The organism is Desulfobacter sp., from assembly GCF_050177295.1.
Genome location: NZ_JBFXHE010000008.1, coordinates 18,223 through 32,241, shown reverse-complemented (window position 1 = coordinate 32,241; position 14,019 = coordinate 18,223). Strand labels below are relative to the sequence as shown.

Genomic DNA, 14,019 nt, shown 5'->3' with positions numbered 1-14,019 from the left:
ATGGTAACTCAACCTTAACATTCAAAGTTAAAAAATTCGTGTTTAATATCAAGAGAACTTTTTTCAAGCACAAGATATTCAGCTGGAGTCATTTTAATTTTTTCTTGGGGGGTGTGCCGTCATTTTCCCTCCTGGTTGAGGCAATATGGAAACCTAAGCCCTCAGCCTCACAGGCCGGAGTGTTGAAAGTTATGTCCTCGGTACAACTCAGATGTTACTTGCTAAAGTTATCACATTCAATATGCTATTTCCAATATCATAATAAGGTTTTAAGCATCCAGGTACCTGCCAAACCGGTTGAGCAGAAGGGAGTTGCCCACCACAGACAGGGATGAAAACCACATGGCAATACTGGCCGCTTCCGGGGTTAATGATATTCTGAATGCCGGGTACAGGATGCCTGCGGCCACGGGAATCATCAGAATGTTGTAGAAAAAGGCCCAGAAAAAATTGCGTTTTATGGTGGAAAGGGTTTTTTTCCCTAGTCGTACGGCCCGGTCCACATCTTTTAAATCATTTTTTACCAGTACCACTTCACAGGTCTCTTTTGCCACATCCGTTCCCGAACCAATGGCAATGCCGATGTCTGCCTGGGCAAGGGCCGGGGCGTCATTGATGCCGTCGCCCACCATGGCCACTTTCAATCCCTTTGCCTGCCATTTTTTTACCTGGTTGATTTTATCTTCGGGCATGACTTCGGCAGCGACCTCCTTAATGCCGGCCTGTTGGGCTGCCCAAAGGGCCGCGGCCTCATTGTCCCCTGACACCAGGGCGGTTCGGATGCCTGCGGTGTGCAGACGTTCAATGGCGTCCCTTGCTTCGGGTTTGATCTGGTCTTCCAGGGCAACCACCCCCTTAACCTGGTGATCCAGGCTGATGAAGACAAGGCTCTTGCCCTGGTTTGAGAACTCCTGTCCCTTGGCGCGGATATCATCTGGAATGTTATCATCTGCCACTAATGCCAGGTTCCCGGCCTTGAGCAATTGATCATCTAAGCGGCATTCAATGCCCCGGCCCGAGATCTCTCTTGACGCCGATGTGGGTTCAGGCCTGATATCCTTTTCCCGGGCAAAGCCTGTCACCGCCGGGGCCAGGGGGTGGGTGGAATTGGTTTCCGCGCTGGTCGCCCAGAACAGCAACTGTTCTTTTGTAACACCTTGGGTTGGGAAGACACCTGTGACAGATGGTTTTCCCGTGGTCAGGGTGCCGGTTTTATCAAACAGGACCATATCCAGGTGGGAGATGTTTTCCAGGGCAGATCCTCTTTTAAACAGGATTCCCCGGTTAAGCCCTATCCCCGAACCCACCATGACGGCCGTGGGCGTAGCAAGTCCCAGGGCGCAGGGGCAGGCAATGACAAGAACGGCTATCATACGTTCAAAGGCAAATAAAAACGGGGTGGAACCGGACGGGATAAATTCAGGGGCTGTAAGGTACCAGATGGCAAAGGTGATCAGGGACACAGCCGTTACCACAGGTACAAAGATGTTGGAGGCTGTGTCGGCCACCCGCTGGATCGGTGCCTTGTCTGCCTGGGCATCCTCCACCATTTTAATGATGCCGGACAGCACCGTGTCGCTGCCGGTGCGGATGGTGGTCATTGTGATGGGTGCGGACAGGTTGATAGTGGCACCTGTAACGGCATCGCCCGCGGTTTTTTCAACCGGAAAGGACTCCCCGGTGAGCATGGATTCATCCACGGCGGTTTCACCCCCAAGGATTTTTCCGTCCACAGGAATTTTTTCACCGGCCAGCACCCGGACTATATCGCCCGGGACTACCATGAACACATCCACAATACTTTCCTTGCCGTCCTTTATTATCCTGGCCGTGTCGGCATTCAAAGCCAGCAGGGTTTTAAGTGCCTGGCTGGTTTTGCCCTTGGCCCTTGCCTCAAGCATCTTGCCGATCATGATAAAGGTGATGAGCATGGCAGAACTGTCAAAAAACAGCATCTGGGAGGAATCTATAAATATCAGGGAAAAAAGACTGTAAAAATAAGCGGCGGACACCCCCAGGCTGATCAGCACATCCATGTTGGCCAGCCGGTTTTTCAGGGAATAATAGGCCCCTTCAAAAAAGGTTCGGCCGGAAACCGCCATGACAGCCGTAGCCATGATGCAAAGGATGACATTGGTGACCACAGGCCCAAACGGCATCATATGCATGATGACCATCATGGGCACGGTGACGACCAAGGCAAACAGGAATCTGAATTTTTCCCGGGAGTCTGCCTGCCTGCCTTGATTCGCTTCAAGGGACGCGCTGTAGCCGGCATTTTTGACCACATCCAGAACCTTTTGATCATCCATCAGATTGGGATCATATGAAACAAAACCTTTTTCAAGGGGCAGGTTGATGGCCGTGTCTGCAATGCCGTCTGTCCTTGCAAAGGCCTTTTCAATGGCCAGGGCACAGTTGGCGCAGTGCATGCCCTGGATGGAAAAGCTGATATTGCAAAGGGGTGCTGCCCCATCCGGTCTTTGGGTTTTGGTATCGGTCTGCGCTGCGGGTTCATCGTCATCTGCGTCAGCATTTTCCGGGATCAGGGCGTAGCCCTCGGCCACAATGGCAGCCTTGAGTTCATCTAAGGCCGCTGTATCATGTTCCAGTGCCAGGGTGACTTTTTCCTGTTCAAATGAAGCCGACACATCACTGACCCCGTCAAATTTTTCCAGGGCTTTTTTTACGGCATTTTCACAGTGCATGCACATCATGCCGTATACTTTTATTTCATGGGTGGTGGTCATGGCGCCTCAGATCTCTTTAACCGTGAACCCAAATTCGGAAATCGCCTTGATCACTGTGTCCATATCAACATTGCTGCCAGCATTAAAATCAGCCTTTTTCCCTTCAAGGTCCACGGACACATCCGTTCCGACACTTTCCAGATATTTTTTAACCCGGTTGACGCAGTGCTTGCAGGACATTCCTTCGACACTCAAATGCTTTTCCATATCATTATCCTTTCCCATGGGTTGACGTTGGTTTATTTGTTTAGAATAAAAACGATCAGATCCATGTCAATATGTGTTGGCAAAAAAAGTTTGTCAAAACTTTTATTCCCCCTGTGATGGCGGAAATTCAAAAGGTCGCCAGCAGCCGGAATTTGTCAAAGATCAAAAGCAGAGCAATGCCAATGAGCAGCCCGCCTGCACATTTATTGATAATGCCCATGACCCGGGTCGCCTTTTTCATGAAACCGAGCATGGCGTTGATGAAAATGGACATCACAATAAAAGGCAGGGCCATGCCCGCGGAGTAGGTGGCCAGCAGAAGTACGCCTTTAAGGATGGTGTCCTGGCTGCCTGCCACAATGAGAATGCTGCCAAGCATGGGGCCGATGCACGGGCTCCATCCCGCCCCAAACGCCATGCCGATCAAAAATGTGCCAAACAGATGAAAGGGTGTCTCCTTGACATGAAATTTACGTTCAAACTGAAAACTTTTGATGTTGATGATACCGAGCAGATGCAGCCCAAAGACCAGGATAATGCCGCCGCCTACGTAACGAACCGTCCAGGAATACCGGGAGGCAAGTCCGCCGAGAAAAGAGGCGGATGCTCCGAACAGGATAAAAATAAAAGAGAATCCAGCCACATAGGCTAGGGTGGACAGGATTACTTTTTTGCGTACCGCTTTGTCATCAGCGGTGAGTTCATCTAAGGAAAGTCCTGTGATAAAGCTGAAATAGGCCGGGATCAACGGCAGCACACAAGGGGACAGAAACGACAGAAGGCCTGCCGCAAAAGCTGCAGGGAATGTGATGGTCTGTGTCAGCATGGCATTTTTTTCCTTTAATTCGTGTTGGGGTTCAGGCACTCATCATGAAGGTTAAACTAAGCTTTTTGGGCGTGGTTTTCAAGTCTGAGCCCAAGATGGAAATGATACGCTATAATTTAATTAGGGTTGTATGTTATTACGTCAGATATAACGGAATAATTTTTAAGGGGGCAAGGAGGACGCATGCAGTTCAATCCCGCTGAACGGCAATTATTTAAAGCCGTTACTGTACTTTTTACATTAATGCTTTTATTCGTGGCAGGATGCAATGACGGTGACAAAGAACACCAATTGGTAATGAAAATACTTCATATCAACGATGTACACTCAAATTTAGAGGCATCTGATGTTGATTTAAGTTTTGAGGGCGTTGAAACCGCCTGCCAGGTAGGCGGCATGGCAAAGATCGCATCAAAAATCAGTGAACTCAAAGAGGAAACCGATAATTGTCTGATTCTCCATGCCGGGGATGCTGTTCAGGGAACACTTTTTTATACGCTGTTCCAGGGGAAAGCAGATGTTGACGTTATGAACGCCATTGGGTTTGATGCCATGGCCATTGGCAACCATGAGTTTGACGATGGGGATGCGTGGCTGGCCGGATTTATCCGGAGCCTGACTTGTCCGGTGTTAAGCGCAAATATTGAAGTCCCTTCCGGCAATGTCCTGTATGACCTGTACGAACCATATATTATTAAAAAAGTTGATGGAAAGCAGGTTGGCATTATTGGGCTGACCATTGCCGGGAAAACCCGGAATTCTTCCCACCCAAGCGATAAAATCGTTTTTGAAGACGAGGTTGAGGCCACCCAGGACGCTGTTGATGAACTCACAGCCCAGGGTGTAAAAAAAATCATCCTGCTGAGCCATTACGGCTATGAAAATGTTTTGGCCCTGGCCGGCCAGGTATCTGATATTGACGTTATTGTTGACGGCGATTCCCATACCCTGCTGGGTGATTTTTCTGCCTACGATCTGGATGCTTCCGGAGATTACCCCACAATGACCACGAATGCGGACGGGGAAAAGGTGGCCGTGGTCCAGGCCTGGGAATACAGCAAAGCCCTTGGGGAGCTGGATGTAACCTTTGACGGTGATGTCCTGGAAAGCTGTACAGGGACACCGCATATGATCCTGGGGGATACATTCACCCGGAAAGGTGATGATGGCGAAAAATACACACTTAAAGAGGATGAATTTACTGCGGTGCAGGCCCTGGTTGATGCCGATGCCCGGTTGGATATCGTGTCCGACGATAAAGAGGTGGCCGCCATTATTGCCGGCTATGCCGAAAAGGTGGATGGCCTTGGGGAAACAGTTATCGGTACAGCGGGAGAGGATCTTTTGCACAACCGGGTACCGGGGCATGCGTATAACGGCGTCACCCTTGATTTTGGCAGTCGGATTGCGCCGGTTGTGGCCAAAGCGTTTTATGAAATGGATTCAAATGCGGATGTGTGTATCCAGAACGGCGGTGGTGTAAGGATCAGTGTTTACCAAGGGGATATTATCTACGATACTGCTTATACCCTGCTGCCTTTTTCAAATACCTTGTTTGAAATCAGCATGTACGGTTCAGAGATCAAATCCGTTTTGGAAGACGCTGTTGAAAATATTGCCCGGGGCGGCGGAACAGGATCCTTTCCATACTGTTATGCACTCAAATATGACGTGGATGCCACCCGGGCGTACGGCAGCAGAATCATCAATATAGAATTCAAAGACCGACAGACCGGTAAATGGAGCGACCTGGACGAAAGACGGATGTATGTGGTGGTCACTAACAATTATACAGCCGGCGGTAAAGATGGGTATGCGACCTTTGCATCAGTTCAGGAGGAACGTGGGGAAGGAACCAATACCTATCTTGATGATGCGCTCTCCTTTGTTAACTATGTAAAACAACTCACTGGGAAAGGCGAAACGCTCACCGCATTGCCTGATGAGGATCACTGCATTAAAAGTTACACGACAACTGCTGATCAAGATGATGACTTATAATCATAACAACCCGAACCTTTGATTATTCCCGGGAAAGGTTTTTCATCACGCTTCATGACTGCTTAGGTTTTTTCCTTGCAAACGGTTTCTCCCCCCGTGTTTGGCTTCATAAAGCAGCTGGTCACAGGCATCTGCGAACTCCTGGAGGGAGATGTCCCGATTGTCGGTCAGGGTGATAACACCCAGACTGACAGTGACAAACCCGGCGACCTGTGATGTTTTGTGGGGAATGGCCAAGTCTTCAACACCGGCTCTGATGGTTTCGGCCTTTTGCAGCGCCCCAGGATGTGCCGTGGCAGGCAGAATACAACTAAATTCCTCTCCACCGTAACGAAAGGCCATATCGGAAGACCGGTTCATCTGTTTTTGAAGCAGATTGGAGATCCTGCGCAGGCAGTCGTCTCCGGCTACATGGCCGTAATGGTCATTGAACTGTTTGAAAAAATCAACGTCTATCAGGATTAAGGACAAAGGCGCGCCTGAACGGCTGTGTTCCTTCATCCGGTGCGCCAGGGTATCATCAAAAAAACGGCGGTTGAAAAGCCCTGTGAGTCCATCTTTATTGGCAAGTTTTTCAAGCTGCCTGTTTTTCAGTTCCAGTTCCCGGGTGGTGCTGCTTACAAGATGACTCATGGCTTTTAAAAGCCTGAACCGTCTTAAATTCGTTTCTGTGAGTTCAACCTTTTCAGTAAAATCTTCTTCTTCGTCAAAGATCTTGCAGGTTTCAGATTCAGACAAGGCCAGTACAGTCATGGTCTGCTGTAGAAAACGAGGGACCTTATTTCTGTCGGTATAGTATTCACCAAAGGTAAAAAAACCGGCTGAACTCGGGCAGTTCTCTATCGCCGTCATATCAACCACAATATCGTCTTCAAAAACCGTTTTTCTTGATTCACAGGAATACACGAAAAAAGCCTCAGGTTCATACCCGGCCAGTTTTCTTCCCATTCGCTTGGCCCCTTCCTCCTGGAGACCTGCATCACAATAACTGAAGCGTACCTGCTCCCCGGCATAAAATCTTTCCAAAACATTAAAGGAGCCGTCAGGATTTACAGACAAAACCGGATTGGTTACATGCATGCGACGTCTTTCTATCATGAGAGGGAAATGATTCATGAGGTATAAAGATGAGGGTTGGGCTTCAATACCCAGATACTGCAGGTATATCTCCTTGACGGATTTGTGATCAATACTGTAGAGCCTGCGGCCCTTGACATGGGTGATAGCCATTTTTTTCCCAATGGGCATCCAGCTTAAATTATATGCGGTGTTAACGCATAAATTGGGCCCTGAAAGTGCCGCCGCAGCAAACCCGTGTTCAGTCAGGTCCTGTTCAGTAAACACAAAGACCTGGCTTGCATGCTCATGATATCCACCGGCCTGGCCGCCGGCAATGACGACATCGTCAAGTTTGCCGTTCAAAGCCTTGAGAAAAGGAAGAGCGTTGACATAATTACCATCTTTAAGGCCGCAGCCAAAGACAATTACCGCTTTAGGTTTATTGTCATTGAGCGCAGTCCCCATATCTTTACCCCCGGCCTTTAAATAGTCATTCTGGGTTACTAAAGCAGATACAACCCTGGTTTTTTCAAAAGCGGTAAAGCTGATCACAATAGATTTTTCTATAACATTTGCATTCAAAATTTCTCCTGCCGAGCTTGCACCGACCACAGCACTCCCGGCAAACAGTGTACAAAGCAGCGATCGAAGGCGATTCACCGTATCCATGTCTGAAATACCGCAAAAAACCTGGATAAGGATATTTCCAGGCAAATAACCTTTCAAATCGTCCCGAATTTTCATTAAATCGTCAGCATTTTTATAAACAAGATTCATACATTTCATACAAACCGTCCTTCATCATTGAGGGTGGGTATGATTTTACGGCCGGCAACTGGAATGTTGATCCCTATTGCCGGGTTTTTATTTGATGCGGTACTTAAGTACCCCTGTCATGCCGTTCACATCTTTTTTTGTCAGCGCGATCTTCCTGGAAAAATTGCAGGGCCGGTATTCCGGATGCCATGGACTGATTGCCTATTGTATCTGGATTTCCCATTGATAACAACGCTTGTTTTCCGTCTATCAGCAAAACAACCTGCCTTCGCATGATCGCCAGAATTTCTGTCCTGTTTACGGTTTCGCTCAAGGGAGACACAGGCCAGGCGCTAAGATGTCAAGATCAAGTTCCGGAGCCATTGCCGATTGGTTTAATGCGTCTGTTCTGTACCGGTTTAATTGAATAACGGCACAACACGAAATTACATCAATTGCCGCGCAGCCAGTAAAATCGGTATGGGGGCAGTACCAGCTGCTCCTTGAACAGGGCCGGGGAATTTCCGGAGTATAGGTCCCTTATGTGTTCACCCATCTGGAATCCCTGGTTTTCAAGCTCAAACAGGTTCAGGTACTGAGGATGTGCGTCAAAATTTCCCACAACCAGAACACGCTTCCGGGTCGTGAGGTTGAAACGAATGTAGGCCAGAAGTTGGGGATTACTGATTTCCAGCAGTTTCCGGTTGTTAAAATCTGAAAATTCAGGGATCTCCTTACGAACGGCGATCATCTGTTTTAATGCGTTGAATATTTTATATTCAACTGTTCCCGGCTGTTTGCGAAGCAGGGTCTGTCTCCAGTCGATTCTAGGCCGGTGGGCCCACCGGCTGTCATTGGCTTTACTGATGTCTTCAATATAGGAATAGTCGTTAATTGTTCCAAGCTCGTCTCCGTAGTAAACAAGTGGGATTCCGCCAAAAGAGAAAACAATACTGTGCAACAGGAGAATGTGCTGAATAATAATATCAATCTTCTCCTGATCATTCTCCTCCAACGCTTTCTCCAGCCCGATTAATGAGGTTAACGTTCCGGAAATACGGGCGTCATTGGTTTTTTTATTGTGGGCAAACAACAGTCCGCGGGCAGAGGAGTTTTCAAATTTGCCTGCAAAGTAATTGACAATAAAGTCCCGGTGGGAGCTGGGTTCATATCCAGCCTGAGCAATATCTTCATCTGTAAACCCCAGTCCGATATCATCGTGGCACCGTATGTAATTGAGCCAGGTGGCCCGTTCCAATTTATCCGGCAGGTTTTTGAGCCCCTGGGTCAGCAGTCTGGTGTTTTTGGTGGCGACGGCATCCCACAATAACGCCATCAGGGTCGCGTTATAGGCGATTTCACACTCTTTGGCATTAATGGCATCTTCACCAAAGTACTTGACGATCTCCACCGGGGCCACGATGGCCTCGGCAATAAAAACAACCCCGGGGGCTGTGATTTGGCAGCAGTCTTTAAACAATTGCAGCAATTTATGGGCTTCATATTCATTTTGACTGGTACTGCCGATTTTTTTCCACAGAAAAGCAACCGCGTCCAATCGCAGAATATCCACGCCCTGGTTCGCCCAGAACAGCAACACATCCAGCATTTCGATAAAAACTGCCGGATTGCTGTAATTCAGATCCCATTGATAGGTGTTAAAGACCGTCATCACCCACTTGTGCATGGTTTCGTCCCAGGTAAAATTGCCCGGGGACTGGTCCGGGAATATTTCCGGCAGGGTCTGTTCAAACATATCGGGAATTTCCCGGTTTTCAAAACAATAAAAGTAGTCTTGGTACCGTGTATCTTCTGACCGGGCTTTTTGGGCCCACTCATGCTCATCTGACACGTGGTTTACCACCACATCCAGGGTCAGCAGCATGTCCCTTTTTTTCATGGCTTTGGCCAGATTGTTCACATCCTCCAGCGTTCCGACCTTGTTGTTGATTTTTCGAAAATCACTCACGGCATATCCGCCGTCGCTGGCCCCTTTGGGACATTCCAGAATCGGCATGATATGAACCAGGTTGATACCCAATTCCTGCAAGTAGGGAAGTTTTGCCTGAACCCCTTTCAGGTTGTCGGCAAAACCATCTGCATACAGCGTCATTCCCACCCATTTTTGATGGAGAAACCAGTTAAAATCTTTTTCCCGTGCCAGGTCACTTTTCCGCAGATTCTTCGGCCGTTTTATATACTGCCGGGCCATGATTTCCACCAGATGAAGTAATTGCGCGTTAAAATCAGCCCGTGCGCCATACAATCGTTTAAAAATAAGGAAAAGACTGTAAAAATTGGCGCCCAGACGGGTGTAGAAGTGGTGGAGATCCTGCTGTCTGATTTCCGGTTTGAGTTTATCCAGAATTTCGTTTAATAAAGAATGTGAAAATTGTTCGTACATAAGCTAATTCCAGGTTTTTAAAAACGATCTGTAAAATGCTTGATCGGTAGTGGTTGCGCCGCGAATTTCGACAACAGCCCCGGCAAATTCCTGGGCACGTTTCAGTGTTGTTTCCAAATTCCAGTCCCTTATTTTTCCGAGCAGCAGAACACTGCTGAACGCATCTCCCGCGCCAACGGTATCGATGACCGATATTGTCTTTTCTGGTGAAATGGAAATGGAAGGGAACCCGTTGGCGCTGTAGATGACGGCGCCTTTTTCACCTCGTGTCAGGGTGATGTGTTTTAACTGTGTTGATGAAAACAGTTTGTTGATCCGGCGCTCTTCTTCCCGGCGGTCAGGAACCAGTTCTGCCAGTTCATGATGGTTCAGCTTCAACCAGGATGTGTTGCTCAAAAGGGGGAGAATATCATTGATACGCCACCACGGCGTACGGAGATTAACATCCAGGAACACGTCTGGTGTTGTCTGATGTTTGATTGCCAGAAGCGTACCTGCAGAAACCGCATTCCGTATGGCCAGGGTCCCATGGTATAAAAACGGGTGATCCGGCAAACCTGGGAGCTGCCCGGATTGAATATAGTCATAGGCGCAGGGGCTGACGATGTCGTAGGAGGGTTCATTGTCAGAAATCTTCACTTCAACCTGGCCAGTTGGCTGGTCCGTATGGGTCTGCAGTCCGTTAAGATCCATTCCCCAACCGGCCATGGCATTTTTGATCTGTTCCCCCAGCAGATCTTCTCCCACTGACGAAATAAACAATGGTGCCGCACCAAATGCCTGTAAATGCCAGGCCACATTAAAGGGCGCGCCCCCTAAAATCCTGTGTCCATCCGGGAAACAGTCAAATAAAACTTCACCAAATACGATAATCTGTCTGTCGGTCATATGCTTCAATCCATTCATTTTAATTCTGGAAAGTAATGATTGATGCCCTCCAGAATACCCGCCGCATAATTGCCGTTCATGTTTAAATACCCTCCCCGGGCAATATATAGACGGTCTGAAAAAACGGTTGCACCCACCTGTTCTCTAATCTGTGATTTTAATTCGGGTGATGCATTGGCCACGATGACAGACTTTATAGGGCTTAAAAGAACGGCCTGGTCGTTACCGCTGTCACCGGAAAATATAGTGCGGGCATAATCAAACGCGTTGGTTTTTATCAGGAATTCAATTGCTTTTCGTTTATCGGCACTGGCCGGCAGAATGTCCAGCAATCCGGTCCTTTTTTGTTCGTCGATACTCCAGATGGTATTGGTCTGTAAGCCGTGCTGCGTCATCCGCAATTGTATTTCACCGGCCAATATGCCCGGATTGATACTCAGCGGCACATAATAACTGAGTTTATAGCGCCCTTGTTTTTCCTCTTCCTGGAGCCGGCATTGGGCTATATCGGAAAGGAAAACAGCCAGCTCCTTTGGGCTTTTGTTTTCCCAGTCACGGCAAATATGCTGATCCCAATCAATTCGACGGCGCCACCGGCCGGACTGGATGTTATAAACAGCGCTTCCTACATCTGTGACGGCATAGTCCGGTACAGGCAGGTTAAAATGGCCGATGGCGTCCATGACCAGTTTTTTATCCCGTCCGGTCACATATGCAAGTTTAATCCCCGGCCTGGAAACCAGCTTGCGGAACAACGGCATTGCCCGGGGAGAGGCAGGTTGAGGACCGTTGGGAATAAGGGTCCGGTCCAGATCAGTACAAATTAACAGCTTATCCGGCATGGGATTATTTTTCACAGCGGCTGAAAAAATCATAATGGTTAATGCCGTCCAGAATTCCTGCCGCAAATTTTTTTTCGGAAAAATAAATCGGTTCAATATCTGTTAAATCGGAAAGTTCTTCATTGTGCCGATTCTTAACGACAACAGAAAGGGTATTTCCCCGCATCACATCTTCGTCGGCTCCGGATCCGCCGGCAGTTAACATGTGATCCAGGGGAATGTCCCATTGTTCGGAAAACCATCGGATCGCGTACCCTTTGGAGGCCCTGACAGGTATGATGTCCAGAAATTGCCCAAATGAATATATGAGGTTGACGGTCTGTTCATTTTGATGCAACAGGGTTTTGATGTCATCCAGTGAAGGTGCGAGTTTCGGATCGTAATAATAACTGATTTTATGTTGACTCTGTTCTGCCTTGGGCTGTAATTTTAATCCTGATAAATCAGACAGAATACGATGAACAGCCTTTGGGTTCCATAAATGATCAATATGGTTGGTCCAGACCAGGTCCCGTTCCAGGTTTCCACCATAGTAAATTTCCGTTCCCATACTGGTAATAAGTACATCGGGCTGGATAATCTGATATTTTTTTAAAATCGTCAGCGCAGAATCCAGCCGGCGTCCTGTGGCAATACAGAAGCTGATGTCTTTACGGTGATCAGATAAAATTTGATTTAAACGGGTCAGGGAATTCATATCTCCCAACAGGTTCTGGTCAATATCCGATACAATTGCGCCATTGTGATAAATCATTTGCCGACGGGTGACAGGTAAGCGTTTTAAAGGTTTGCGTTTTTCTATGATCGGCTGGACGACATTTAAGTATTTGTCGATGTGAGATTCCCAGGTGTAGTTTTTGTTCACACCTTTGAGACCATTTTCCGATAAATTATGTCTATGTTTCTTGTCTTTTAAAATGTGTAAAATTTTATCAACGATGTCGCTTTTATCCAGCGGGTTGATCAGGTACCCGTTCAGACAGTTTCGAACAATATCAATAGGACCGCCGTCTTCGGTGGCTACAATGGGAACAAAGCTGGCCGCGGCTTCGATTAAGGTTAATCCAAACGGTTCCGTCAGTGCGGGATTGATGAAAATCCCCCCTGAAACAGAAGCCAGACGATATAAAACAGGGACTTCATCCGGTTTATGGGTTTTCGGATACGCCACTTTCCCATAGAGGTCATATTGATCGATAGTCAGCAACAGATCGGTCAGGACCTCCTGGGCGCCAGTGTCCAAATCCCGGATGTCTTTCCGGGTTCCCGCAACAATCACCAGATTGGCCAATTTTTGTAATTCCAATGATGTCCCGTATGCTTCGATCAAGGTATGAATATTCTTTCTTTGATCAGGACGCGAAATGGTCAGGATCATGGGTTTGTCCGGAGTTATCAGGAATTTGCTGATCTCTTTAAAAATCGGACTGTCAATCTCATCGCCAACGGGCGGATGGAATTTCTCCAAGTCTGTTCCCGGTGGAATCATCTGCATACTGTCGGGTTGATAAAAATCGTAGGAGGCATACTGTTCGTTGATTTCATGGCTGGTACTGGTGATCACCAGTTCAGCAGAACCCAGGGTGTCTTCTTCGGCGTTTATTCTGCGGGTCATATTATAACGTTTTTCTATAACTGAACTTTTCAGTCCGCTGGCGATCAGCCTTTTGCGCTTGCTTCGTCCCAAAGAGTGGGCAGTGAAAACCAAAGGCAATTCCAATTGATGAGATAAACGTGTTCCCACGTATCCCGCATCTGCATAATGGGCATGGATGATACCTGGCAGATTTTTCTGTTGCTTTAAGAAAACCAGGGCATTATCTACAAAATTATCCAGGTAGTCCCAAAGATTCTCTTTGGGGATATATTCTTCGGGTCCGCAGTCAATTCTGACAATTCGGGCTGTTGAATTCAATGGTTCAATCACTTTATTGTAATCGTCACTGATTTGCGGATCAGCAATGCGGCGGGTCATCAGGTCAACCTGTTCCACATCAGGACGTTTGGAAATTGCTTTGGCGAATTCCAGAACATATTTGGTCTGGCCGCCGGTGTCCGCATCCCGCCCCAGTTCAAGCCCTTTGCCTCGAATTAATCCGTGGATATTGATTAACAAGATGTACTTTGGATTGGATTTCATAATGTTAATAACTATAACAAAGTGACATAAATATTTAAAGTGATTCTCAATACATTTGCAGTATGCACTTGCCTTGGGGGTACGGGGCTGGTAAACATCAAACAAAAAGAGGTCGACAAACAAATCAAAATGATATTTCCTCCATG

At 47.6% G+C, this 14,019-nt stretch carries 9 protein-coding genes; 1 reads left to right on the top strand and 8 read right to left on the bottom strand.

What is annotated here, in order from left to right:
* Nucleotides 1-269: 269 nt before the first annotated feature.
* The 3 genes from AB7U36_RS01730 to AB7U36_RS01720 all read right to left on the bottom strand — a co-directional run bounded on the left by AB7U36_RS01730 (nucleotide 270) and on the right by AB7U36_RS01720 (nucleotide 3,783).
* Nucleotides 270-2,750, bottom strand: a complete 2,481-nt coding sequence (locus tag AB7U36_RS01730; protein ID WP_428158080.1) for a heavy metal translocating P-type ATPase — start codon at nucleotides 2,748-2,750, stop codon at nucleotides 270-272.
* A 6-nt stretch (nucleotides 2,751-2,756) separates the two neighbouring features.
* On the bottom strand, nucleotides 2,757-2,957 hold the full coding sequence (locus AB7U36_RS01725; RefSeq protein ID WP_428158079.1) for a heavy-metal-associated domain-containing protein: 201 nt from the start codon (nucleotides 2,955-2,957) through the stop codon (nucleotides 2,757-2,759).
* Nucleotides 2,958-3,084: 127 nt separating this feature from the next.
* The gene (locus tag AB7U36_RS01720) at nucleotides 3,085-3,783 is read right to left on the bottom strand and encodes a cytochrome c biogenesis CcdA family protein (RefSeq protein ID WP_428158078.1); all 699 of its coding nucleotides are present in this window, start codon (nucleotides 3,781-3,783) and stop codon (nucleotides 3,085-3,087) included.
* Between the two features lie 183 nt (nucleotides 3,784-3,966).
* Here AB7U36_RS01720 and nadN point away from each other — a divergent pair, with 183 nt between their 5' ends.
* A complete protein-coding gene (nadN, locus tag AB7U36_RS01715; protein WP_428158077.1) occupies nucleotides 3,967-5,784 on the top strand; it encodes an NAD nucleotidase in 1,818 nt (605 codons plus the stop codon).
* Between the two features lie 45 nt (nucleotides 5,785-5,829).
* Here the strand turns inward: nadN and AB7U36_RS01710 are convergent, their stop codons facing one another.
* The 5 genes from AB7U36_RS01710 to AB7U36_RS01690 all read right to left on the bottom strand — a co-directional run bounded on the left by AB7U36_RS01710 (nucleotide 5,830) and on the right by AB7U36_RS01690 (nucleotide 13,873).
* Nucleotides 5,830-7,629 carry a sensor domain-containing diguanylate cyclase gene (locus AB7U36_RS01710; protein ID WP_428158076.1) on the bottom strand — a complete coding sequence of 600 codons (1,800 nt, stop codon included), beginning with the start codon at nucleotides 7,627-7,629 and terminating at the stop codon, nucleotides 5,830-5,832.
* A 421-nt stretch (nucleotides 7,630-8,050) separates the two neighbouring features.
* Nucleotides 8,051-10,003, bottom strand: a complete 1,953-nt coding sequence (locus tag AB7U36_RS01705; protein WP_428158075.1) for an alpha-amylase family glycosyl hydrolase — start codon at nucleotides 10,001-10,003, stop codon at nucleotides 8,051-8,053.
* 3 nt (nucleotides 10,004-10,006) lie between these two features.
* Nucleotides 10,007-10,891, bottom strand: coding sequence for a carbohydrate kinase family protein (locus tag AB7U36_RS01700; RefSeq protein ID WP_428158074.1), 885 nt, complete (start codon nucleotides 10,889-10,891; stop codon nucleotides 10,007-10,009).
* Nucleotides 10,892-10,905: 14 nt separating this feature from the next.
* Entirely contained in the window at nucleotides 10,906-11,766 is an 861-nt protein-coding gene (locus AB7U36_RS01695; protein ID WP_428158073.1) for an HAD-IIB family hydrolase, read from the bottom strand.
* Complete coding sequence (locus AB7U36_RS01690; RefSeq protein WP_428158072.1) at nucleotides 11,738-13,873, bottom strand: HAD-IIB family hydrolase; 2,136 nt, start codon at nucleotides 13,871-13,873, stop codon at nucleotides 11,738-11,740. Before AB7U36_RS01690 ends, AB7U36_RS01695 begins: the two co-directional genes overlap by 29 nt.
* Between the last annotated feature and the right edge of the window lie 146 nt (nucleotides 13,874-14,019).

What these genes read in the sequence shown, in the direction of transcription:
- AB7U36_RS01730 (WP_428158080.1), bottom strand. Translation starts at nt 2,750, where the DNA reads ATGACCACCACCCATGAAATAAAAGTATACGGCATGATGTGCATGCAC.
- AB7U36_RS01725 (WP_428158079.1), bottom strand. Translation starts at nt 2,957, where the DNA reads ATGGAAAAGCATTTGAGTGTCGAAGGAATGTCCTGCAAGCACTGCGTC.
- AB7U36_RS01720 (WP_428158078.1), bottom strand. Translation starts at nt 3,783, where the DNA reads ATGCTGACACAGACCATCACATTCCCTGCAGCTTTTGCGGCAGGCCTT.
- nadN (WP_428158077.1), top strand. Translation starts at nt 3,967, where the DNA reads ATGCAGTTCAATCCCGCTGAACGGCAATTATTTAAAGCCGTTACTGTA.
- AB7U36_RS01710 (WP_428158076.1), bottom strand. Translation starts at nt 7,629, where the DNA reads ATGAAATGTATGAATCTTGTTTATAAAAATGCTGACGATTTAATGAAA.
- AB7U36_RS01705 (WP_428158075.1), bottom strand. Translation starts at nt 10,003, where the DNA reads ATGTACGAACAATTTTCACATTCTTTATTAAACGAAATTCTGGATAAA.
- AB7U36_RS01700 (WP_428158074.1), bottom strand. Translation starts at nt 10,891, where the DNA reads ATGACCGACAGACAGATTATCGTATTTGGTGAAGTTTTATTTGACTGT.
- AB7U36_RS01695 (WP_428158073.1), bottom strand. Translation starts at nt 11,766, where the DNA reads ATGATTTTTTCAGCCGCTGTGAAAAATAATCCCATGCCGGATAAGCTG.
- AB7U36_RS01690 (WP_428158072.1), bottom strand. Translation starts at nt 13,873, where the DNA reads ATGAAATCCAATCCAAAGTACATCTTGTTAATCAATATCCACGGATTA.